At 37.0% G+C, this 23,191-nt stretch carries 22 protein-coding genes; 6 read left to right on the top strand and 16 right to left on the bottom strand.

The window, feature by feature from the left end:
- Positions 1-393 precede the first annotated feature (393 nt).
- Entirely contained in the window at positions 394-1,647 is a 1,254-nt protein-coding gene (locus tag IEW44_RS05680) for an MFS transporter (RefSeq protein WP_188614072.1), read from the bottom strand.
- 153 nt (positions 1,648-1,800) lie between these two features.
- Complete coding sequence (locus IEW44_RS05675; RefSeq protein WP_188614071.1) at positions 1,801-3,030, bottom strand: flagellin N-terminal helical domain-containing protein; 1,230 nt, start codon at positions 3,028-3,030, stop codon at positions 1,801-1,803.
- Between the two features lie 148 nt (positions 3,031-3,178).
- Here IEW44_RS05675 and IEW44_RS05670 point away from each other — a divergent pair, with 148 nt between their 5' ends.
- Positions 3,179-3,613 carry a MarR family winged helix-turn-helix transcriptional regulator gene (locus tag IEW44_RS05670; protein WP_188614070.1) on the top strand — a complete coding sequence of 145 codons (435 nt, stop codon included), beginning with the start codon at positions 3,179-3,181 and terminating at the stop codon, positions 3,611-3,613.
- A gap of 53 nt (positions 3,614-3,666) precedes the next feature.
- Positions 3,667-4,845 carry a serine hydrolase domain-containing protein gene (locus tag IEW44_RS05665; protein WP_188614069.1) on the top strand — a complete coding sequence of 393 codons (1,179 nt, stop codon included), beginning with the start codon at positions 3,667-3,669 and terminating at the stop codon, positions 4,843-4,845.
- Between the two features lie 405 nt (positions 4,846-5,250).
- On the opposite strand, the gene IEW44_RS05660 is transcribed toward IEW44_RS05665, so the two are convergent.
- Together IEW44_RS05660 and IEW44_RS05655 are read right to left on the bottom strand one after the other, a co-directional pair.
- The gene (locus tag IEW44_RS05660; RefSeq protein WP_188614068.1) at positions 5,251-5,850 is read right to left on the bottom strand and encodes a Type 1 glutamine amidotransferase-like domain-containing protein; all 600 of its coding nucleotides are present in this window, start codon (positions 5,848-5,850) and stop codon (positions 5,251-5,253) included.
- Entirely contained in the window at positions 5,837-6,325 is a 489-nt protein-coding gene (locus IEW44_RS05655) for a YehS family protein (protein WP_188614067.1), read from the bottom strand. Before IEW44_RS05655 ends, IEW44_RS05660 begins: the two co-directional genes overlap by 14 nt.
- 159 nt (positions 6,326-6,484) lie before the next feature.
- Here IEW44_RS05655 and IEW44_RS05650 point away from each other — a divergent pair, with 159 nt between their 5' ends.
- A complete protein-coding gene (locus tag IEW44_RS05650) occupies positions 6,485-6,757 on the top strand; it encodes a GNAT family N-acetyltransferase (RefSeq protein ID WP_229704172.1) in 273 nt (90 codons plus the stop codon).
- A gap of 55 nt (positions 6,758-6,812) precedes the next feature.
- Positions 6,813-7,022 carry a (4Fe-4S)-binding protein gene (locus IEW44_RS05645; protein ID WP_188614065.1) on the top strand — a complete coding sequence of 70 codons (210 nt, stop codon included), beginning with the start codon at positions 6,813-6,815 and terminating at the stop codon, positions 7,020-7,022.
- A 40-nt stretch (positions 7,023-7,062) separates the two neighbouring features.
- On the opposite strand, the gene IEW44_RS05640 is transcribed toward IEW44_RS05645, so the two are convergent.
- From IEW44_RS05640 to IEW44_RS05610, 7 genes are all read right to left on the bottom strand, one after another.
- Positions 7,063-8,169 carry a mandelate racemase/muconate lactonizing enzyme family protein gene (locus IEW44_RS05640; protein WP_188614064.1) on the bottom strand — a complete coding sequence of 369 codons (1,107 nt, stop codon included), beginning with the start codon at positions 8,167-8,169 and terminating at the stop codon, positions 7,063-7,065.
- Between the two features lie 13 nt (positions 8,170-8,182).
- A complete protein-coding gene (locus IEW44_RS05635; RefSeq protein ID WP_229704171.1) occupies positions 8,183-9,331 on the bottom strand; it encodes a M20 metallopeptidase family protein in 1,149 nt (382 codons plus the stop codon).
- Between the two features lie 18 nt (positions 9,332-9,349).
- Positions 9,350-10,741 carry a YfcC family protein gene (locus IEW44_RS05630; RefSeq protein WP_188614062.1) on the bottom strand — a complete coding sequence of 464 codons (1,392 nt, stop codon included), beginning with the start codon at positions 10,739-10,741 and terminating at the stop codon, positions 9,350-9,352.
- 131 nt (positions 10,742-10,872) lie between these two features.
- On the bottom strand, positions 10,873-11,733 hold the full coding sequence (locus IEW44_RS05625) for a LysR family transcriptional regulator (RefSeq protein WP_188614061.1): 861 nt from the start codon (positions 11,731-11,733) through the stop codon (positions 10,873-10,875).
- A gap of 207 nt (positions 11,734-11,940) precedes the next feature.
- Positions 11,941-12,951 (bottom strand): hypothetical protein, encoded by a 1,011-nt coding sequence (locus IEW44_RS05620; RefSeq protein WP_188614060.1) that lies wholly within the window; start codon positions 12,949-12,951, stop codon positions 11,941-11,943.
- 63 nt (positions 12,952-13,014) lie between these two features.
- Entirely contained in the window at positions 13,015-16,638 is a 3,624-nt protein-coding gene (locus IEW44_RS05615; protein ID WP_229704170.1) for a dynamin family protein, read from the bottom strand.
- A gap of 163 nt (positions 16,639-16,801) precedes the next feature.
- Entirely contained in the window at positions 16,802-17,323 is a 522-nt protein-coding gene (locus tag IEW44_RS05610) for a VanZ family protein (RefSeq protein WP_188614059.1), read from the bottom strand.
- 356 nt (positions 17,324-17,679) lie between these two features.
- On the opposite strand from IEW44_RS05610, the gene IEW44_RS05605 reads away from it, so the two are divergent.
- Positions 17,680-18,138 (top strand): chemotaxis protein CheX, encoded by a 459-nt coding sequence (locus IEW44_RS05605; RefSeq protein ID WP_188614058.1) that lies wholly within the window; start codon positions 17,680-17,682, stop codon positions 18,136-18,138.
- A 35-nt stretch (positions 18,139-18,173) separates the two neighbouring features.
- Here IEW44_RS05605 and aspA read toward each other — a convergent pair whose 3' ends face one another.
- Together aspA and IEW44_RS05595 are read right to left on the bottom strand one after the other, a co-directional pair.
- Complete coding sequence (gene aspA / locus IEW44_RS05600) at positions 18,174-19,595, bottom strand: aspartate ammonia-lyase (RefSeq protein WP_188614057.1); 1,422 nt, start codon at positions 19,593-19,595, stop codon at positions 18,174-18,176.
- A 236-nt stretch (positions 19,596-19,831) separates the two neighbouring features.
- Positions 19,832-20,038: a thymidylate synthase gene (locus IEW44_RS05595; protein WP_188614056.1), complete on the bottom strand. Its 207-nt coding sequence runs from the start codon at positions 20,036-20,038 to the stop codon at positions 19,832-19,834.
- A gap of 69 nt (positions 20,039-20,107) precedes the next feature.
- Here IEW44_RS05595 and IEW44_RS05590 point away from each other — a divergent pair, with 69 nt between their 5' ends.
- On the top strand, positions 20,108-20,401 hold the full coding sequence (locus IEW44_RS05590) for a hypothetical protein (RefSeq protein WP_188614055.1): 294 nt from the start codon (positions 20,108-20,110) through the stop codon (positions 20,399-20,401).
- 7 nt (positions 20,402-20,408) lie between these two features.
- Here the strand turns inward: IEW44_RS05590 and IEW44_RS05585 are convergent, their stop codons facing one another.
- From IEW44_RS05585 to IEW44_RS05575, 3 genes are all read right to left on the bottom strand, one after another.
- Positions 20,409-20,738: a hypothetical protein gene (locus tag IEW44_RS05585; RefSeq protein WP_188614054.1), complete on the bottom strand. Its 330-nt coding sequence runs from the start codon at positions 20,736-20,738 to the stop codon at positions 20,409-20,411.
- A 386-nt stretch (positions 20,739-21,124) separates the two neighbouring features.
- Positions 21,125-22,054, bottom strand: coding sequence for a phosphotransferase (locus IEW44_RS05580; protein WP_188614053.1), 930 nt, complete (start codon positions 22,052-22,054; stop codon positions 21,125-21,127).
- Between the two features lie 62 nt (positions 22,055-22,116).
- Entirely contained in the window at positions 22,117-23,079 is a 963-nt protein-coding gene (locus IEW44_RS05575) for a thymidylate synthase (RefSeq protein WP_188614052.1), read from the bottom strand.
- Positions 23,080-23,191 lie beyond the last annotated feature (112 nt).

Raw genomic sequence — 23,191 nt, 5'->3', positions numbered from 1 at the left:
TCTACATTTCAACACCTTTATCCATATGATATAAAATGCACCTCGCTTATTATACCATTTACGTAGAATCAAAGGACTAAACATTAACATTATTACTATTTTTAACATAAAAAAATGCAAATCCCTCTTAAAACAGACAACTTCTACACATCTTTTATCATTAAAGCCCGTATATGCAAACGCCATCAGTACCATAAAGTTGCACTTATCATGTCATGCCATCTTTGAATAAACAATCAAAAAGTGGCAAAGGGATAATTTTCATTCCCCTTGCCACTCTATTTATCATCACTTTTTAAGTTACTCCTACCCAATTAACATGTCACGTACAATTAACTTTGATATCTTAATTACACATGCAAAGATAATTAGATTACACCCTATTTACTTAATTTATTCTTTCAATGACCAAATCACAATCGGAAGCAGTAATAAAGAAAGAACACCTCCAACTAGTGATAAAATCTCATAACTAAAACCCGCTACTACCATCCCTGACATCCCGCCACCTGCTGCACCTGCCAAAGCTACAAATACATCTACTGTGCCTTGCGTCTTTGCACGTGTTGCTGGCTCTGTAGCGTCAACAATTAGCGCTGTACCACTAATTAATCCAAAGTTCCATCCTAAACCAAGTAATACAAGTGCAACAGTCATATAAAAGACAGAATCTCCTGGTGCAATCGCTGCCATCACACCTGCTAGTAATAAAGTAACTCCTGAAGCTATTGCCATATTAAGCCGCCCAACTTTATCCACTAACATACCTGTTATTAGTGATGGGAAATACATAGCAGCTACGTGAAAACCTATTACTAATCCAATAGCGCGTAAACTATGCCCATGATGCCCCATATGAATAGGGGTCATCGTCATAATAGCGACCATAATAATTTGACTTAATACCATAATAGCTGCTCCAACAATAATACCTTTTTTATGCATTTTATTTGCTCGTAACACCGTAATATCGTCGCCCGTTTGTTGTTGTTTTTCATGCAGTGCTGCCGCAATTAAAAAGGGATCCGGTCTTAAGAAAATAAATAATACAAGTCCTGCGACTAAAAAAGCAATAGCCGATAAAATAAAGGGACCTGCTAGTGCTGGCACACCTATAATGGTAGCTACTCCTCCCATTACTTCAACCAGGTTTGGACCTGCTACAGCACCAAATGTTGTTGCTACCATCGCGATACTAATTGCTGTGCCACGTTGTTTACTATTTGCTAAGTCTGTACCTGCATAGCGTGCTTGTAAATTAGTGGCTGTACCTGCACCATACACAAGCAATGCCAAAAATAATAACCCAATACTATGATAGACCGCCGCAAAAACAACACCTATAGCCCCTATACCACCTATCATAAAGCCTGTAGCTAAACCATTTCTTCTGCCATAACGATTAGATAGTCGTCCTACCAATAATGCTGCACCAGCCGACCCTAATGTAAATAAAGCGGCTGGAAGTCCAGCAAGTGCATTTGTGCCGAGCATTTCTTCTGCTAATAAGGCACCTACTGTTATCCCTGCGGCTAAACCTGCACCGCCAAACATTTGTGACACTACAACAATCCATAATGTCCGTTTATATAAATCTTGTTGTTTTTTAGGATGTTTTATGTATGCTTGTATCATTTGATTTGTCATGCGACACCTCTATCCACGTAAGTTATTGAATAGTTGAAGTATAGCGATAATATTGACCAACGTCAAAAAAACGAATTCCATAAAAAAAGAGCGTTAAAATCGCTCTTAAATGATATCAGAATTGGCTTACGTGAATACGTTTATTTTTGTCGATTACGTCGTCTTTAATAATTGTAACGTGCTTTGAACTTGGGCTTTTACATGCATGCTTGTAGATTGTGCGGCTTGCAAGCTTAATTGTTTCATCGTGAGCTGTGTCATTTCCTTTGTCATATTCGTATCACGTAACGTCGATTCAGCTTGTGTGAGGTTTTCGTGATAATTGGCTACCATAGCATGTATATGTTCTAAGCGATTCGTATAGCTACCAAAACGTGCCCTCTCTGCTGATATAAATGCACTTGCTCTATCAATTTGAGATAAGGCATCTCCCGCTTGTTGAGGTGTTTCCATGTTGAGTTTAGTTAATTGTAATGCTTCAGTTGTAACGTTCGTCAATGGTACAGCGAGTGACTCTCCTTCATTTGCTCCAATATGAAGCTTAATGGCTTTATTGGCACTTGAGACATCTTCATCAAGCTCAAAAGGATAATTTGATGTTAAATTAAATGTTGAATCTAGACTTCCTGAATTGGTAATTTGAATTTGCCACTTTCCAGGCATAGGATTTGTAAAAATCATTTTTTCATCAGATGCTGCGTAACCTGTATACCATGCATGATCTGCTTCTGGAATATGACTAAGACTGCTCTCTATCGCCCCTCCTAAATGCTTAAATTCGTAACCAAAACCTTTACCGTTAGGTGCTATGATGTTTAAGTCTGGAAAATCAGCACCTGTCATTGTATTGAATAATGCCTCAATTTCTAAAGTAAACGGCATAGGCGGGTTAGGCACTATAATTTCGCCTACTATTTTTGAACTTTTTGCCTTGCTAATAACGTTCTTATCTGTTTTTTTAGTTGCCCCTACATTTAACAAATCACGTTCGTTATAGTGTGTTTGATTAGCAATTGTATCAATACCTTGTAAAATTTGCGTTACTTCAGATTGAATCGTCATGCGGTCTGTTGCTGTCAATGTGTCTGTTGCTGCTTGAATCGCTAATTCTCTAAGACGTACTAAATTAGGATTAGCAATCTCTCCAAGCCCAGCATCAGCGGTTTGCAGAAGTAAGATGCCTTGTTCAATATTTGCTTGTGCTTGCGACAATCCTCTGATTTGTGCACGCATTTTTTCACTAATACCTAAACCTGCTGCGTCATCTGATGCACTTGTAATTTGGTATCCTGTAGATAATTTACGCAAAGATGCTGTCATAGCCTGTGCATGATGATTTTGTTGGCGATAATTTTGTATCGCTACATTGGATTGGATTCTCACGTTACTCACCTCATAATTAATAGATAGTATTTATTATAAATTTGATGATTTATCCATACTATTGAGGTTTGTTAATGATTGAACCATTGACATTTTATTTACCTGCACTTAATATATTAGATAACTAACATGTTAGCAGGTGATAATTGTGAGTTTATATGAGCAAGTCAAGCGAATCAATGAAGCAGAGTACACGATTAATCGTTTAATTTATAAACATTATAAGCCTTATTTAGACAGTGGTATCCCTACACAACAAGCGGTTGTTTTAGATATCGTCTATGTAGCTAAACAGATTACTGTTGGTGAGATTGCACTAGAGATGGCCATTAGCTCCAGTGCCGTGAGCCAGCTAATTGCGAAGCTAGAGAAAAACCACTATATTAAACGTGAAATTAATATACACAATCGTCGTGAAGTATTGATTACTTTAGATACAGCAGGGCTACGTTATTTTGAACAACAAAATTACGTTGAGCAACAAATTGCAGACCAAATTTATAGCCATATGACTAAAGAAGAATTACAAGAATTAGAACGTATTGTGGAAAAGCTGAAGAATATAGCCATAGAGAAACTATAAGTTTCTTTATACGCAATATGTTAGTTAGCTAATATAATTAGGAGGTTAATACTTTGAACATACAACAAGACTTTAACGGTGCCTGTTATTGCATTACAAGTGACCGCACCAAGACTTATTATCACGGCTATCAATCCCTATCCTTGCCACAAGTCATCTCAGAAGATACACAGTTTAATCTTGCCTCGCTCAGTAAGATGTACACAGCTATTATTGCACTTCAACTCATTGAAAATAAACAATTAGATTGGAATGACCCTATTACAAAATGGCTACCTTTACCCCAATTTTCGCATATTACAATCACACATTTATTATCACATAGCTCTGGTATACCTGAATATATTGCCGATGATTTCACAGATAATATAATGACATACTTGCAGCAAGCCATCCCTGATTATGAGCCAAATAAATACTGGTTATACAGCAACACCAATTATGTTTTACTAGCTTTTATTATTGAAAAAGCAAGTGGGCTATCCTATGAGCAATGTATACAAACTTATATTGCAACACCTTTACAATTCACACACACCACCACACAACCATTATCCAAATGGTGTGCACATGAGCATATATACGATTATCAACACAAGCATTATAAAAATCTTGATGAAATGACTAGTCAAAGATTTGCTGGTATTTATGGAGATGGTGGGGTTTACGCCTCTGTTAAAGAAGTTGCGCTATTTTTGCAAGGTGTGCTAGATGGTACTTATTTATCACAGTCAACCATTCAACTTTTAACACAGCCATATGCTGTAGCAACACATTATAGTTATGGTTTTATTTTGCAAGATGGTTGGATGGGACATACAGGCGGATGGTTTGGCTGCTCTGCTCAAGCATTTATTCATGTAGAAACAAAAGAAGTTGTCGTATTAGCAACTAATCAGGAAGTCTTCCCTGCCTATGAACAAGCCATCATGAAGCAACTCATGCATCTACCGTATACTATTGAGTCACGTAAACAGCTTATCACTTTACCCTTTACAGCAAACGATTTCATCAGCGGACATTATCAGCTAGAAGACGGGCTAAGCACACGTTTTACTATTACACAAGCGCAACAAAATGTAACGATTTCATTTGAAAATCAACTAACAGTAGAACTTTTCAAAATAGCACAAGACTACTATTGGATTCGAAACACGATGAGTTATCTAGATACCAAAAACAAAGTGTTTATTGATGAAGGTATAGAAATGTCATACACTGCACTAGACTAGCTTTCACTAAAACATGCACAATTTAAAAACCAGTAAACCATACTGATGGCTTACTGGTTTTCAACTTTATGTCATTTTTTCATTTGTTATTATAATCACTTCAACCCACGTAAACGTTTAAACCTTCTCATCAACCTTACAAAATTCATCAATACGCGATACACCTCGCTTATTCACTTTATCTATGTTATAGCCACGCGATCATTGTGGTAATCATAAAATAAAAGACAATGCTAAGGAGAAACTATAAAAGATAACTTTTCTTTTTACTTATAACATCTCAATTCTAACCTTAGTATAACTGGTGCAATAACATACCTTAACATTACTTTATAGCAATATACGTAGTACTATAAAAAAGCATATACATAGGAGAAAAAAACAGCGTATTAGTACCCTTTCTCTCTAGTATGTGGTTAGCATAGCTTGCAATTGTTCGTCACAAAAATGTAACGTTTGCTCGTCTGTTAAGCGATATGCCTGTAAAGATTGTGTCTCATGCCATGTATCAAAAGTTTGTCGCACCTCATCGTCTTGATAATGTGGACAATACGTGCCCTTCACTATACCTAAACCTTCAATATAAACATTATTGCTAAAGCATTTTTCAAACCAACACATCGCGCCAGCGGAAATCCCTGCTAAAATGACACCTTGTTGATACGCATTGATTATCACTTGGTCGAACCCTGTAGCACGCCATATATCAAGTAAATATTTTGTATCGCCACCACCTACATATAAGATATCTACCGCTTCAACCACTTCCGCAACATGTAAAGAAGCCAGCGTTGCAGTATCAAAATGTATTGTATGATGCGCGTGAAAGGCTTGATGAAATTTATCAATATACCCTTGTGCATCACGGCTCGCTGTGGGAATAAAGGCAATGGTACATTTACTTTTCCCTGTTAACTGAACAATAAACTCATCAATGTACGCTGAGGGTTGTGTAGAAAAGCCACCACCCGACATGGCAACAAGTTGTCTCTTATACGTCTTCACGATAACGATACGTTAAGCCCTTTAAAAAGCAGCGGGCAAAACGGTCTCCACATTGTTGGTAATTTCGGTGGCTTGGATTACGCAAAATCGCACCAATCTCTCCCTTTGAAACAGCTACGCCACCTTCATCTAACACATCTAACACATCTTCACTTGTAAAACTAAGCGCAATTTTAACTTTTTTTAGTAACATATTATTCGCAGCATCTTTATGTTGACTTACAGGAGCTGGTTTACGGTCTGGTTGTGGGCCACGTTTATATGTAATAAAGCCATTTAGGAACGCTTCTAACATATCATTAGTAACCGCTATAAAATACTCTGGTGGCTCTTCATCTCGCCCTACTTTAATTAACATATTACCAATATCTTTAAGTGTTTGTGTGACACCACCTAAAGCAAAAATCTCAGCCACTTCTTTATTTTTCAAATCAAATGCATAACGTAAGCGAAGTAAAATATCATTATTTGTCATGTTGTTCCTCCTAATTATCTGTCTAACATTGTATAATAAATCACCTTATTTGTTAATGGCTTCATGAGCAATATCATTGCAATGTCTTCTTCTTTCATTTACATTTATAGTAATATTCTAAGTAAGTATCCGATACATTTCGAAAAGGAGGCTATAATTTTGACAAATATTATAGCAGGTGATCGCATTTTTTATATTGGTGATGAAGCGAATAAGTTAGCTGAGATTACGTATGTTCCTACAGGGGAAGATAAAATCATTATTGACCATACATTTGTTAGCGACGCGGCACGTGGTAAAGGTTATGGTGATTTATTAGTGCAACATGTAGCGGACTTTGCACGTGCAGAAGGTAAAAAAATTATTCCTTTATGCCCTTTTGCTAAAGGTCGTATGGAAAAAGACGCAAGCTATCAAGATGTGTTAGTTTAATTGATTATGACTGGAGAGTTTAATCAATGATGAAGTACATGAGGAGGGATTAGTCATGGCTAAACGTTATTATGAAGGTACGGATTTAACTGTTAGTTTTGATGCAGAAGTATGTATTCATTCAGGTAATTGTGTACGTGGACTACATGAAGTTTTCAACTTAGAGCAACGCCCGTGGATTCAAGTCGACCAAGCGACCAAAGAAGAAGTGATGCGTGTCATTGATACATGTCCAAGTGGGGCATTGCAATACGAAGTAAAATAACAAAAAACGAGCGCTGGCGAAAAAGCCAACGCTTGTTTTTTTATTGGATTAGACAATGATGGTGTGTGATTTCTGTTAAGTATGCTTCATCCACATCGATCCCAAGACCCGGTCGTTCGCTCAAATATAAACACTCGCCTTTAATATCAACGGATGCCAAATCTCGTGTAAACATAGTTGGGCCAACCATTTCATTTGTTTGGATAATACTGCGACTCATTGATAAATGAGCACCTGCCATCGTCGCAATAGCTGACTCCACCATAGAACCTACTTGACAAGGCATGCCTGCTGCTTCTGCCAAATTAGCAATGGCTAAGGCTGGATAGATTCCACCAGACTTCATCAATTTAATGTTGACCATATCTGCGCTACGCATCTCAATGACATCAATTAAGTTTTGAACAGAATGAATCCCTTCATCAATCATAATGCGATGTGGGACAGTTGCTCGTATCTCTCGCATGCTTTTATAATCATGATCCTTCACAGGTTGCTCATACCACTCCACTTGACAGTCTGCTGTAGCTTGAATAACTTGGATTGCCTCGATACGGTCCCACCCTTGATTAGCGTCAACACGTAAAAATGCTTCTTCTCCAATCGCTTCGCGAACCGCCCGAATACGTTTAATATCTGTTGGGGCATCTGTTCCTACTTTTATCTTAATATGGTGGAAGCCTTGTGCCACATAACGAGCAGCATCAGCTGCCATTGCCTCTGGTGTTTTAATGCTGATGACTTGTGGGATATAAAGCACATCATGTGCTTGCCCACCAATTAGACGATATAATGGTTGGTTAGTGATTTTACCCATAGCATCATAAAGTGCAATATCTAAGGCTGCCTTAGCTGATGGAACACCTGCAATTTGTGCATTAAATTTGCGGTGTATCGCATCTATATTAAATGGCCCCTCACCAATGAGTAGTGGTGCTAATTCTTTTTGAATCACTTCATATGTGCTTTCCCATGTCTCACCTGTCACATTTTGGTCTGGCACTGCCTCACCCCAACCAACAATGCCATTATCTAACTCAATACGTGTAATAATGGTTGGCATATCGTCTAAACGCACATAAGAAATAATAAATGGCTCAATTAGATGTAAACGCGCTGCAAATACTTCTACTTTTGTAATTTTCATTCGTAATCTCCCCTTACTTAATTTCACAATGTCTAGCAATCATAATAAATAACTGTATGGCATCCTCCATTGCGCGCTCATCAATATTAAATTTAGCGTGATGATGTGGATACTCGCTATACTCGCCACCCATACCTACAAAAATAAACGCACCTTCTTTTTCTTTTAAATAATAAGAAAAATCTTCACCACCCATAACAGGTAATATCTCTTCAAAAGGCTTTGTTGGTGAGACAAGGCGTTCAATCTCTTTAGCATAAAAAGGCGTATTGATTAATGGTGGTGTACCATCAATAAAACGAATTGTGCCCTTTGCACCAAAAGCGGCACAAATTTGCTCTGTTAATTGTGTCATACGTTCTTTAATTAATGTGACGGTCTCGTGACGCAAAGCACGCATTGTACCAATCATTGTGGCACTCTCAGGCGTAATATTAAATGTGGTGCCGGCTGTAATTTTACCTACTGTAATTACACCCGCATCAATGGGATTGAGATTGCGACTAATAATGCTTTGATAAGCTTGCATTAAATGACTCGTAATATAAATAGGGTCTACCGTTTCATGCGGCATAGAGCCATGACCACCAGAACCTGTAACCGTTACTTCAAAATCATCAATAGAGCCCATCATCGGTCCTCCGACACAGCCAATCGTACCTAAGGGTAGAGCTTGCCATAAGTGAATACCAAAAATAGCATCCACTTCTGCTAGTACCCCTAATTGTACTAATTGGTCTGCACCACTTGGTGTAATCTCCTCTGCTGATTGAAAAATCAACATAATATGATGATCAACTTGATGAGCAGGATTAGCTAGCCATTCTGCTACTGCTAATAACACAGCCGTATGCCCATCATGCCCACACATATGCGCGACATTTGGCGTCGTTGAAGCATAAGATACATGGTTTTCTTCTTGTATAGGGAGTGCATCGATATCAGCGCGTAATGCTATTGTCTTTTTCCCTACTTTGCCTGCAATAAAGCCCACAACGCCAATCTCTGCATAAGGCATGATGCGGATATTTAATTTTTCTAAACGCGCTTTAATAAAAGCGGTTGTCTCATATTCTTGCCCAGATAACTCAGGATGTTGATGTAAATAGCGGCGATCCTTTACCGCTTGTTGTATAAGTTGTGACCAAAGTTGTTCATTCATCATTTACACTCCTTTATCTTAAAACGGCCCATATTGAATGAGCTGTGCAATTATTAAAGCTACAATGGCAATCGTAATCTGCATCAACATAAATGGGAAAACCCAACGTACCCATTTTGCCCATGGAATACCTGCAATAGTTAAGCCAGCCATTAAAAAGCCTACTGTAGGGAAAATAATATTAGACATCCCATCACCCAACTGGAAAGCTAATACAGCAGTTTGACGAGTCACACCAATCATGTCAGATAATGGTGCCATAATCGGCATTGTTAACGCTGCTTGACCACTACCAGATGGTACTAAGAAGTTTAATCCTAATTGGAAGATAAACATGCCTACTGCATTTAGCATCGCTGGAACATGATTTAATAAGTCCGCAACATAATATAAAATCGTGTCAATAATTTTAGCATCATTAAAAATGACTAAAATTGTTTGAGCAAAACCAATAATCAGAGCGCCTCCAATCAAATCTCCTGCGCCTTTAATAAAAGCATCTGCAATTTGATTAGGGCTTAGTTTCCCTGCTAACCCCATTAAAATACCAAATAATAAGAATAGACCTGCTATTTCTGTAATGTACCATTGATATTTTAATACACCGAACATCAAGACTGCGAAGTTGGTTAAAAATAGTACCATCACCCATTTATGATGTTTTGGCATTTTTTCTGGTTGTGTCGTTGTAGTGGTAGGCTGTACGTTACCTACGAAACGTAACGTTGGATTTGCCTTCACCTTTTTAGCATAACGCATCACAAATAATGTTGCGGTTACATATAATACAAGGAATAAAACAATGCGGAAAACCATGCCTGAAAATACAGGCAAGCCTGCTATCCCTTGTGCAATCCCTACTGTAAACGGATTCATAACGGCTGCTGAAAAACCAACTGAAGCCCCGAGCATCACAATGGCAAATCCAGTTATGGCGTCAAAACCAAGTGCGATAGCTAAAGGAACTAAAATACCAACATAAACAATTGTTTCATCGCTCATGCCCATAAGTGAACCTGCTATCGCAAAAAATAGCATTAATACAGGTATGAGTAACATCTCACGCTTTGCCATTTTTGTAGCCAACATAGCAATAAATGATTCTAATGCTTTTGTTTGCGCTAAAATACCGAATGTCCCTCCAACAATTAGCACAAAGAAAATAATATTAGCTCCTTGCATCATACCTGAATGAATACTGCCAAAAATATCTAAAAATCCAATTGGCATTGGATCACCAAATGCAAATGTCTCTGGTTGAATCGCCTCTTTGCCATCTACCATTTTACGTTCAAACTCGCCTGATGGCACAATATACGTTAATAATGCAGAAATTAAAATCAAAATGAATATCAATACATAAACATGTATTTGAAAACGTCCTTTTGGTGCTTTTTCTTTTTGTATCATACCTTGTCACCCCATCCTCTTCGATATGCATGGTTATGCAATCAAAATTATATTAATCATTATAAGACGGCAACATATTGTATGTACAATTGATATTTTTACATGAAACTATTAGTTTTTTTACATGTTCATCATTTAACATGCTGCCATATTTGCTCTGTAGTTTGCAAAAATGCTCGTAAAAGTTCATCATTTTCTCTATATTGCAATTGTATAGCATACGTAGGTAATTTTTCTTTAAAGCGATGTAAAACAACTAATTGTTTTTCGATAATTTCGTTTTTTAATAAAAAATCACTCAACAGGGCGACACCTGACTTTTTTAAAACGGCTCCTTTAATTGCTTCCTCACTCCCAAACTCTATAAGTTTTTTTGGATAATAATTCACTTCTTCTAAACAACGCTGTATTAAAAAGTCTCGACTATACGTAATAAAAGGTTCATCATTTAAATCATGGATAGGTCTTGCTTTAACTAGCGCTGGATGGGCAACAAATACCAAATCCTCTGCTCCTAATAAAGTCGATTGAATCGTTGACGAGAAGTCATCAAGTGCGACAAAACCAAAATCGGCTTGCTCTTCTTTAACAAGGCGTAAGGTATCTTCGCTATTTGCGCAAATCAATTTCACTTGCACAGTAGGATATTGTGCTAAAAAGGCACTAATTATTATAGATAAATAATAACTACAGTAAAATTCTGGTGCAGCGATGGTTAATTTTTGCACAGGTTGTTTGAATGTCTCTAAGTCCTTTTCAATCTCTGCGATATATTGAAACAAACTTGTTGTGCGTTCTTTTAATAATTGGCCAGCGGGTGTTAGTAACATTTGTTTACCTGTACGCTGAATCAATGTTTGACCCAAATCCTCCTCTAACATTTTAATTTGTTGACTGACTGTAGGCTGACTATAGTTTAAAGCTTCTGCCGCTTTAGTAAAATTTAAATAGGTGGCGACAACATCAAATGTTTTTAAATTTCTTAAATCCAAAACTATCCCTCCTAAGTATTAAATACCCATTTAAAACGAGCTATTTTATCACTTTTTTCTCATATACTTCTCATATTACGCTACTCATACATGTTTGCAAGATGAAAACACCCGGAGTTAAAACTTTTGTTACAAGGACATACGATAAAAAAGTGGTAAAGGGAGCATTACTTTTCCCTTTACCACTTTTTTGTGGAATGTCGTTAATTATTCATAACCATGGCGTTGTAATAATGCCATTACGCTTGCTGGAGACTGTTGTCTTGCTAAAGCTAGCCATGTAACGTCGTGTTGTTGTTTGGCAAGTTGCTTTTTAACACGCAAGGTGAGAGGTGCTTGCAAGCCAATTGTAATGACATAATCTTTATGGAGTAGCTGTTGAAAATCGGCTGCTCGATAAGCATCACCCACTTCTAATTGTGGCAACACTTGTTGTAATCTTTGTTGATAATTTTTATGTCCACCAAATAATACGACTGTCGGTTTTTCAGGTTGCATAGCCAATGCTTGCAATGCCTTTCTCACCCTCTTCTGCTTTAAGGGTTGTGGCTGAGTAGCTAATTGTTTAATTAAATCTTCTTTCGTTATCTTTTTTTGTGATGGTGTAGTACCTCCTAACATCTCTATCAACTCTGCTAGTGCAAATGTTGCTTGTTTACGCATTTTTTTATCGTAAGGAGTAAATACTTTACATAATGTTTTAAAAGCTGCTGGTTGTGTGTATCTCATAATTTGTTGGTCAACGTCTTGACGCAATAAAAATAATGAACGTCTCATTTTGAAAAAGGCAGCCGCATCTCCTTTATAACAAGTCTCTATGTAGGACATTTTTACCTCATCATCATATAAGCCGCGCATAGTAGCTACATAGACAATTAAGGCTTGGATTGCTAGGCGTTCCTGTTCATTTTTAGGTGTTGCTTTCTTTACGAGCTTTTTCCATTTTCGTTCAATACATGTTTTTTGACTCTCTTTGTAAAGAGTAGCATAACCAAGCTTTAATGCTTCTTGTGTATGTTCTTCCCACTGCGCTTGTGTTAACCCTTTACTTTTTTCCTGTATTTGATGATAGTTTTTCAACCATTTCTTTGGTAATTGATAAAGCTCTGGTAACATATGTGAAGTATGTTGGATTATCGGTGCGGTAGTCTCCCATTCTTTTGTTGCTTTTTTGCTGTTTATTAAAGCAATTAGTGCGTAGTGATTGTGATTTATCATATAAAAAACTCCTTTCTGTGTAAAAAAACTGTAAGTGAAGCACCTCTTCACTTACAGTTTAATTCATGATACGGTAATACCTTGCAGTTTTGCATAGACTGTTTTCCATGCTTCTAAACGTGTGCCTTCATTCAATAAGTCACGCTCTGCTACAATTTGCTCTTGTGCTTGTGACACGATGTGCACACGTAGTTGCTCTGCTTCTTGCATAATATACGTATGCGCCCAGTCATTAAGACGCTCTTTCTCTTGTTGCAAATAACGCTCTGCTATTGGTTTTGTTAATACTTCTAATTCATCACGCAATTTCGTTTTTTCATCTTTCTCAAAGAAAGCTTTTGCATTGCGGAAATAACGTTTCACTTCTGTGAATGGTGTGATGGATTCAAATGGTCCTGTAAAGTTTAATAACTCATTTTCCTCTGTCTCAAAAGCTCGGAAAGCAAATGTTGGGTTAAGTTGTTTTAAATTTTGCACATACTCTTTAAAACCGATTTGCAGTTGTTTATCTATAAACTGTCCTAAACGGAAGTTTGTAACACGCATCTCTTGTTCTAAGTCAAAGCGTAAACTCTGCAACACTTCTTTTAATGCTATCTCAAGTGCTGTTTGTGCATTATGATTGGCAAATGTTGAAGGATTATAGCCTTCCTTAAAGAAGTCTGGATAACGATAATACACACGTTGCAACAAGTAATAAAGCAATTCATCTAATTCATGCTTTGTATCACTTTCGATCATAGCTGTCTTAGGTGTGCGATATGTCTGCTTAATATGTGACTCCAAAGTAGCCAACTCTTCTAATCGGGCATCTTTACGTTTTAAATTTTCCTCTGTTTGTGTAATCATATCACCAAGACGCTGTGTCGTTTTTTCTACTTCTTCTGCTAAAGCTTTAACCGCCAATGCACTTAACTCGTCATTTAAGAAATTTTGGAAATCCACTTCAAACGGTGGCATGCCAGAAGATAAATCGGTATTTTGTACCTTCTCTTTTAAGGCATCTAAACTAGAAACACCATACAAACGAGGGAAACGAATACCAAAGCGCTGTAATTCTGTACGCACATAATCTTTAACATCTTCTTGCTCATCGGCATCATTAGCCAAATCAATCGCATTCACAATAAAGAACATCTTGTCTAATTCAAAGGCATCTTTTACACGCCCTAACTGAATGAGAAACTCTCGGTCTGCTTTTGCAAACGCATGGTTAAAGTAGGTGATAAATAAAATAGCATCTGCGTTACGAATATACTCAAACGCAACACCAGTATGACGCGCATTAATGGAGTCTGCGCCTGGTGTATCGACTAAGGTCACACCCATACGTGTAATCGGACTGTCATAGTAAAAGTCAATATGGTCAACAAAACAAGAACGACTCTCTTGTGCCACAAATGCTTCAAACTCTTGGCGTTCTACACGTAACACATTCCCTAACTGTTCCTTATATAATGGATACCCTACTTGATAGGCACGAATAAACGATTTGTGTAAGTTTAAACGCTCATCTGTTAAAGGTACTTTAAGCCCTTCCTCCGCTCTCGTGTAAGCCTCGTCTAATGATGTAACAGTTAAACCAATGGCTTCATAAGATGCCGCAATATCCTCTAACATTTGCTCTGCATTTTTCAAAGCAACATCTGCCGTTTCATGTGGGTGATCAGGTGTTACAGGGCGAATTTTATTAATCGCTGCGGTTGTTGGGTTTGGCGATACGGGTAACACAGGCGCACCCATTAATGCGTTAGAAAATGATGATTTACCTGCACTAAATGCACCAAATAGCGCAATAGTAAAGTCTTTCTTTTTCAAACGCTCTACTTTATTGCGCAAGTAATCGGCTGTTTCTTTAAAACCATCCATATGTTCAATCGCTTTTGCCGTCTCTTCTGCCTGAAAAATAACGCGCTCTGTTGGCAACATATTAACTACTTGTTGGCTAGCTTGTTGCTCAACTTGTACCTCAGCATCTTTAACTTGCAACATTTCAGGCTTAAACGGTCGAATGTCATTTAAATCTCGCTCATAATCCGCTGCCCATTGTTGCTGTTGGTTAGCCATTTTTTGACGCATATCATTCGTTGTAAATTTATATTCTTTTTGGCTATATGCCAACTGCTCATCAATATGTTGCAAGGCTAAAATCGCATCCACCTTATCTTGCATATTATTCATGCGCATCTTAACAGGTGTTGCTGTCTCTTCTGCTACTTGTTGCAACATAGGGATTTGAGCATCACGCCACGCATCTGTTTCACGAATAAAATAACGTTTAGTAGCATCTGCCACGCGATTCGCAAAGTTTAATACAGCATCGCCTGTCACTAATGCCCCTTTTTGCACTTGGTCTTCGATTAATGAAAATGGAATAGCAAAAGCCATCGCATCAATGTCTCTTGCACGCTCTTCTGTCAATGCACCTGTATCTTTTAATACTTGCTTTAATAATTGCTTCATCATATTAGAAACTTGTGCTGTTACAACGGTTTTATAACTTTCATAGGCTACTTTCTTTCGCTCTTCTCTCGCTTCTTGTGTTTTCTTTTTGGCTGAGAATAAACCGCCTACTTTAAAGTCTTCTTGCGTACTTTCTAAGTAACTGCGTAGTTTTTCACGCAAATCAGCTGGCATGATGGCCGCATTATCTAATAAGTCTTTGCGACGCTCATCTAAGGTGTCGTTAAATACCTCTAAAGAGAATAATGTCAGTTGTTGTTCTAACTTGCGATATTGTTCTAAAATATCCTCTCGCTCTTGCCAATCACTTGCACTTAACACATCATTATGTGCTTCAAAGGTCTCTTCTTTTTCTTGTGTTAAATATGCTTCATGTTCATGTTGTAAAAGTGCAAGTGTACCATTAGCTGTTTGAATCAATTGATCTTGCCAATCATCCATACTATCCATCACAATTTTTTTCACTTGCTCAAAGTCATTATGTGGATGGTCCTTTTCTCGCAAAGATGTGAAGAATACGCCTTTTGGCTCTACTCCCCAAGCACCAAATGATTGATAGACGGTTTCTTTAAATGTTTCAAAGCTCAGCTCGTTTTCACGATGCTTATCAATCATATTAACAATTAAATAAACATTTGGATTATATTTCATTAATTGCTTTGTAAACTGGAAATTCAACTCAGATTGAACATGATTATAATCCATTGTGTAAAACACCATATCAGCAATATGTAAGGCTGATTCGGTTGACATACGGTGAGCATCATCTGTCGAGTCGACACCAGGTGTATCCATAACTGTCACACCGTCTGGTAATGTAGAAGCCGCATGTCCAATTTCAATTTGCGAAACTAAATCGCCATCCTTACCTAACTCTTTTACCATTTTATAATCATACCCTGCGCTAAATTTGACAGGTTTATCATTGTGCATATACACAATAGCAAAGTCTTCATCTGACTTATGTACCTTCACAATATTAGCACTTGTTGGAATTGGGCTAGAGGCTAATAAATCTTCGCCAGATAATGCGTTAATCATGCTTGATTTACCTGCACTAAAATGCCCTGCAAATGCGATAACAAATTCACGTTGTTGTATTTTCCGCGCAAATAACGCCGTCTTATTCATACGCTCTGTGTCATCATTCTCTTGATAAATACTTGCTTGTAGCGACGCCTGTTTTAACAATGCCGCTAGTTGTGCTTCAAAATCATGTACCACTTGTGTTAACCCCTTTTCGATTGAACTTTCTTATGCTAGTATTCTATCACGTTTTAGTCGAATAAAGCGTATATTTTCTTAATTTTGCCTAAGTATAGTGTATTTTTGAACAAGACAGCTAAACAAAAACAATCCAACCACTTTTTTGGTCGGATTGTGTTAGTCATGACATATTAAAGTAGAGTGCTACCATACTCATACCACCTATACAAAGTATGAGCTTTGTCAAAAACTCACCTGCAAAACGCAATAAAATTGCAATACTAAATGCACCCATCACGCCACCTGTTACATTTAAAATTACATCATCAATATCTGTAGCACCGATATTTAGCAAATATTGTACCACTTCAATACTAACAGAAGCCATTACAACATAAAACACCGTCATTCTTTTACTTTTTAAACGTAACATTAACATCATGCCTAATGGAATAAATAATAAAATATTGCCAAACACGTTTAACCAGGCATCTGCTGTTGTTACACGGTAAATACCATTTAAGTAATGTGTAATAGTATGAAAAGGAACAATATTGACGACGCGTTCGGCACTCGTCAATGTAAATAAATGCTCTGGCGTTAAAGGATAACGGACAAAAACTACCGTAATCAAAGCAAATAAATAGAGCGAGAACAATAAAATTAAAATGATATTTTGTACTTCTAACAGTAACTTTTTCATGCGCTTTCCTCCATGTATAGCATAACAAAAATCACGGATATGCACAGTGGTAATTTTACCAATAAATAAGAAAAAAACACAAGAAAAAACTGTTCAACTTATTGTAGTTGAACAGTAATAAAGAGTATATTATTGAATATGCGCTGTTGTATTTGTTAAAACGTACTTGCCTAAGCTAGCACATGTGACCACTGTTGCACCAATGAATAAATATAGCATGTGAATCACTCCTTTGTGAGTTTGAAAATCATTATCACTTATAATATATCAACGTTTTGCAATTTCGTCAATCTACTATTTCACAACGATATAGTATCATGGTAATATGTAATAAAGTCTATAAAGGGTGTGTTGATATGAGTATTTCGGTTCACATTCAAACTATATTAAACGGAACAATCACTTCACTGAAGTCTATTCTACCTGTTCCCATAGAAGTAAAACCACCTGTTGTAACTTCAGAACCATTTGAACAAGAGGCAATGGGTGTGTTAATTGGTATTGTAGGTGATTTAAGAGGTCGCGTTATTATTGATGGATTACCTACAACATTTAGTGCCATTGCGGAAAAAATGTTTGGTATGGCTATTGATGGCGAAATGTTAGAGTCTTTTACAGGTGAGTTTGGCAATATGATTGTTGGCAACTTATGTACATTTGTTGGGCAACAAAATATGACACTAGATATTACACCCCCGACGGTTATGGTTGGCAAAACAAAATTATACGGCTTCCAAAAAGCCTTTTCTTTACCTGCAACAATTGAAGGTGCTGGCAATATCACTATTTTACTCACAATAGATGATGACGAATAAAAAAAGAGTGAATCTACAAAGATTCACTCTTTTTTTTATTTCATTTTCATTAAGTCTGCACCAGCAATACCTGGATGTGTCATTTCATAAGGGTCTAAAATCACATCAAGCTGTTCCTTCGTTAAAGTACCTGACGCGATACACAATTCACGAATCGATGTACCTGTTAAAATAGCTTCACGCGCTAACTTTGCCGCTTGCTCATAACCGATATGTGGATTTACTGCCGTAATAATACCAACACTCTGCTCCACATAATTACGTAAACGTTCTTCATTAGCTGTAATGCCTTGTAAACAGTTAACTGTAAATGTAGTAAAGACATTTTTCATGATAGACAGTGATTGCAATAAGTTAAATACCATAACAGGCTCCATCACGTTTAACTCAAATTGCCCAGCCTCTGAAGCTAAACCAATTGTCTGATCATTACCTATCACTTGGAAGGCCACTTGATTCATCACTTCTGGCATAACAGGATTCACTTTACCAGGCATAATGGATGACCCCGGTTGGCGTGCTGGTAAATTAATTTCATTTAAGCCTGCACGTGGGCCTGACGCCATTAAACGTAAATCATTAGCAATTTTAGACATATTAATCATACAAACTTTTAATGAAGCCGATACTTCTGTATAAGCATCTGTATTTTGCGTCGCATCAACAAGATGACTTGCACTTGTTAATGGAAGTTGCGTAAATTCTTTTAAATACGCACTTACCTTTTCAATATAAGAAGGGAAAGCATTTAGTCCTGTACCAACAGCTGTTGCACCCATGTTTACTTCAAATAAGTTTTCTTTTGTGCGACGAACACGTGTGATATCACGTGCAATTACACGTGCAAATGCTTCAAACTCTTGACCTAAACGAATAGGCACAGCATCTTGTAAATGGGTACGTCCCATTTTGATAACACCGCTAAATTCTTCTGCTTTGTCATGGAAAGCCGTCTCCATTTGCTCCATTGCAGTTAATAACTCATCAATTTGTTTTAAAACTGCAATATGAATAGCCGTTGGGAATGCATCATTGGTTGATTGTGACATATTAACGTGTGAGTTTGGGCTAATTACCGCATAGTTTCCTTTATCCTCACCTAAAATCTCAAGCGCACGATTGGCAATCACTTCGTTTGCATTCATGTTGATTGAAGTACCAGCACCACCTTGAATTGGGTCAACGATAAATGCTTGGTCCCACATGCCTTCTTCAACTTCTGTTGCCGCTTTAATAATAGCTTCTGCCAATGCTGCATCAAGTAAATGTACATCGCGGTTTGCCATAGCTGCCGCTTTTTTTACAGTACCCATTGCACGAATTAACGAAGTGTGGATATGATAACCTGTAATCGGGAAGTTTTCTGTTGCACGCAACGTTTGAATCCCGTAGTATGCTTCTGTTGGTAATTGTTTCTCGCCTAAAAAATCTCGCTCAACACGATATGTGTTTGACATTATTTCTCTCTCCTCAAATTGTAATAACATAGCTGAATATGACTACATACTACTAAACTTTATGCTTGCTGTAAACGGTTTCAGCTCATTTCTTTTTGTTTTTTTAAAACGACAAATCTCGCTTACACTTTATCCAATTTTCCACCTTTTTCAGATAGAGAAAAAAGGCGAATAAACTATCTCTATCAAGTGTTTCCGAGCAAAATTGCCAGTAAAACATAAGCCTTATGCGACTTTTATATCGCTTCGACATAGATGACAAGTTCATGCATCATAATGCCTTCCTCTGCATAGTAGTCTAATGTGTGATAATCATATTTAAAACGCCCTACTGGAAAAGTAATTGCACTTCCTTGCGCTGCTGCTAATAAACCTGCTATATCATCCGTGTGTGTAATCAAGATTTCTTCACCAGTTTGATTATGTACAAATGCTACGTTCATTTGCCCACCTCCTTCTCACTTTGCTAATCATATATTCTAACGTATAGTAAAAGAAAGGATGTGAAAAGTATGCCGCATGTACGCTATTTTACCCTACTATTAATCGGCTCTCTCTTAAGTGCGTATGCACAACATTTAAGTGAATGGAGTATAAAAATACTCCCTTTTTTCTCTTATATGCATTACTTGACTTTTTATACTTTAGCAGGCATTGCTTGCTTTGTAGCAATCCCTTACGTACTATTACGTGCTAGACATCGTCTACCTACTTTTATTGTAATTGTATATCTCATTATTGCTATTTTTACTTGTTTAATCTTTTCATTTTGGTCTATTTTTGTACTTGCTATGTCAGGGAGTTAAAGCCGCGTTATCGCGGCTTTTCTGCTTGCTCTTTTTTTATTGCTTCTATTATATGCGTTAATTTCGCTATTTCTTGTTGCCATAATGCCTGCGCTTGTTTTTCAAGCTGATTATTTTTCCTTGCTATTGTCTGTGTTTCATTTGATGAGGCTGAATAATCTTCCACATCATAAGTTAAATAAACGTCAATCATTTTCGGCAATTCGTAACGAGCCAATACGTCTAAAGTTGGTGATTGCTCATATGTTTGTAATAATGTATCCCGATAAGTCATAAGTTGACGTAACTCATGTAGCTGAGCATGTGTAATAAATGCTTCAAATTGTTCAATATTCATGCAAACACCTCTTCATTTATTCTATACGTCTATTTTAACAAATTTATCGCTAAATTTATCTTTTTTTCACATTTTACCTACTTTTTCATTCTTTTTTGTAGATACCATGCCATTTGACTTACACTGCTTTTGGACGTACTCTTGACGCGTTAATAGCATTGCACTTGTATAAATTAGGGGCTACTCATATGAAGCGAATTTAACGTAAGACTTTGTAGGGCATATGTAATAATACGCAAACGCTGTCATAAGCGCTTTCATAAGATAAGGTGTTTGACTAAAACAAGGAAATATACCTATTTTATTATTTTTTATATTTTATAGCATATAGCAATAGATTTATACCATTTGATTCTTTTTTGTATATCTATTGTATTATGCAATACCTACCTCAGAAAAAGTTGATATGCCTCACTATGCGTCATCACTTGTACGATGCTTTGAAATAAGGTTTGTTGTGCAGGGTTACGCCAATCCTCTTCATTCGCTGTCATTAGCCACATCACATCATCTAAAAATACATGTTGTTTAGCCGCTTCCCACCACTCGATTTCAACTTGTGTTAACTTTATATACTTACTATACCCCGTTAAAAATAATTGCCACTCTTGTACGGTGAATACATGGTGAGGAGCCTGACTTTGTTCATTATGAAACAATAATAAAGTTAAGGCTAAATCAAAAATTCTAGGTACAAAACTAGCATTATCAGGGTCGATTAAAAAGGGCGTTGGCGTCATAACAATATTAGTTGCTTTATAATCATGAGGTGTTGCCACATGTGGCAACTTGAGCAGCTGTAGTGCCTCTTGATTTTTGATAGCGGCTAACCATAGTTGCTTGACTTGTTGTATGTCTAACATGACTTGATTCGCTTGACTATACTCACTTAACACATCTATAGCATCTTCTACTTCATGATTATAAAAGTCATACACATCGTAAACAGGTAACTCGCATACATTCGTAGGCGGAGATGCAGCATGGATTTTACCTAAATGTTCACCAACTGCGATTAGTTGCTCATCTGTGCCTTGATATGAGGTTCCTTCAATAAAAGGATAAACAATAAAAGTGTTATCTCCGATTTTTTGTGGGTTTGGCACATCAAGTGGCACTGGAGTTACCACTTTTATATTATGCTGTTTTAACATATTAAGATAATGTACTAAAGATGTTGGATTGGTTTGTGTGCATTTAATAATGAATTGTTGCTCGCACAACTTAACATGAAACACAGGTGAAAAAGGATAGATGCTTATAGGTGCTTCATCACATGTAAAGCCAAAAGACTGTACAACCTTCTGAAAATCCATACACTACCTCCTAGAAAAAGATACCTTTCACCAACTTTATGTCGTAAAAGATATCTTTTATTTTATACAGCTACAGGTGCTTTAATGGTGGGGTGGGGCTCATAACCTAGTAATGTAATATCCGCTAATTCAAAATCAAAAATAGAGGATTTTTCTTTATTTAATTGTAAGGTTGGCAATTTTTTGGGCGTGCGACTTAATTGCTCTTTCACTTGTTCAATATGATTCGCATAAATATGCACATCTGCCCCTGTAAAAACTAACTCTCCCACTGCTAATCCACATTCATGCGCAATAAGGTAAGTAAGTAATGCATATGACGTAATGTTAAAAGCCAAACCTAAAAAATAATCTACGCTGCGCATATTAAACATACAGCTCAATTTACCATCCACAACATAAAATTGGAATGCATAATGACATGGAGGCAATGCCTGTGATGCCATCTCTGACGCACTCCACGCGGATACTAATAATCTACGTGAATCTGGATTGCGTTTAATCTCATCAATAATATATTGTATTTGATCGTATTCTTGACCATCTGCGCCCTGCCATTTGCGCCATTGTTTGCCGTAAACGTTACCTAAATCACCAAACTTTTTTGCAAATGCATCATCTTGTAAAACATTATCTTGATAAATCTTCATTTGCTCTTGATATAGGCGATTAAAATCCGCATCTGTTTGACAACGTAATCCAAAATCTGTCATATCAGGTCCCGTATATTCATCCGACTCCACCCAAATCTTGAAGCCCCACTCATCCCAAATGTGATTATTATTTTGCAATAAGTAGCGAATATTCGTATCGCCTTTTAAAAACCATAACAACTCACTCGCAATTAGCTTAAAAGCAACGCGTTTCGTTGTCATAATTGGGAAACCTTCCTTTTGTAAATCAAATCGCAATTGACAGCCAAATGTACTAATGGTACCAGTGCCTGTGCGGTCACCTTTTTGCACACCATTCGTTAAAATTTGTCGGCCCAACGTTAAATACGTTTCGTCTACTTGGTTTGTCATACCTCACACTCCTCTAACTTTACTTCTAAAGTATAACGTAAAAAAAGCGAACAGATAACTTCATTTTAAAACATAGTTACAAAACTGATAAGTGATGTATGTAGTTATCGCT

Origin of the sequence: Lysinibacillus alkalisoli (genome assembly GCF_014643595.1) — a bacterium.
Classification (GTDB): domain Bacteria; phylum Bacillota; class Bacilli; order Bacillales_A; family Planococcaceae; genus Metalysinibacillus; species Metalysinibacillus alkalisoli.
The sequence above is the reverse complement of the archived record's forward strand: the minus strand, read 5'-3'. Positions and strand labels throughout refer to the sequence as shown.

What these genes read in the sequence shown, in the direction of transcription:
- IEW44_RS05605 (WP_188614058.1), top strand. Translation starts at nt 17,680, where the DNA reads ATGAGTATTTCGGTTCACATTCAAACTATATTAAACGGAACAATCACT.
- IEW44_RS05645 (WP_188614065.1), top strand. Translation starts at nt 6,813, where the DNA reads ATGGCTAAACGTTATTATGAAGGTACGGATTTAACTGTTAGTTTTGAT.
- IEW44_RS05590 (WP_188614055.1), top strand. Translation starts at nt 20,108, where the DNA reads ATGCCGCATGTACGCTATTTTACCCTACTATTAATCGGCTCTCTCTTA.
- IEW44_RS05620 (WP_188614060.1), bottom strand. Translation starts at nt 12,951, where the DNA reads ATGATAAATCACAATCACTACGCACTAATTGCTTTAATAAACAGCAAA.
- IEW44_RS05655 (WP_188614067.1), bottom strand. Translation starts at nt 6,325, where the DNA reads ATGACAAATAATGATATTTTACTTCGCTTACGTTATGCATTTGATTTG.
- IEW44_RS05595 (WP_188614056.1), bottom strand. Translation starts at nt 20,038, where the DNA reads ATGAACGTAGCATTTGTACATAATCAAACTGGTGAAGAAATCTTGATT.
- IEW44_RS05585 (WP_188614054.1), bottom strand. Translation starts at nt 20,738, where the DNA reads ATGAATATTGAACAATTTGAAGCATTTATTACACATGCTCAGCTACAT.
- IEW44_RS05680 (WP_188614072.1), bottom strand. Translation starts at nt 1,647, where the DNA reads ATGACAAATCAAATGATACAAGCATACATAAAACATCCTAAAAAACAA.
- IEW44_RS05580 (WP_188614053.1), bottom strand. Translation starts at nt 22,054, where the DNA reads ATGGATTTTCAGAAGGTTGTACAGTCTTTTGGCTTTACATGTGATGAA.
- IEW44_RS05610 (WP_188614059.1), bottom strand. Translation starts at nt 17,323, where the DNA reads ATGAAAAAGTTACTGTTAGAAGTACAAAATATCATTTTAATTTTATTG.
- IEW44_RS05630 (WP_188614062.1), bottom strand. Translation starts at nt 10,741, where the DNA reads ATGATACAAAAAGAAAAAGCACCAAAAGGACGTTTTCAAATACATGTT.
- IEW44_RS05575 (WP_188614052.1), bottom strand. Translation starts at nt 23,079, where the DNA reads ATGACAAACCAAGTAGACGAAACGTATTTAACGTTGGGCCGACAAATT.
- aspA (WP_188614057.1), bottom strand. Translation starts at nt 19,595, where the DNA reads ATGTCAAACACATATCGTGTTGAGCGAGATTTTTTAGGCGAGAAACAA.
- IEW44_RS05640 (WP_188614064.1), bottom strand. Translation starts at nt 8,169, where the DNA reads ATGAAAATTACAAAAGTAGAAGTATTTGCAGCGCGTTTACATCTAATT.
- IEW44_RS05635 (WP_229704171.1), bottom strand. Translation starts at nt 9,331, where the DNA reads ATGAATGAACAACTTTGGTCACAACTTATACAACAAGCGGTAAAGGAT.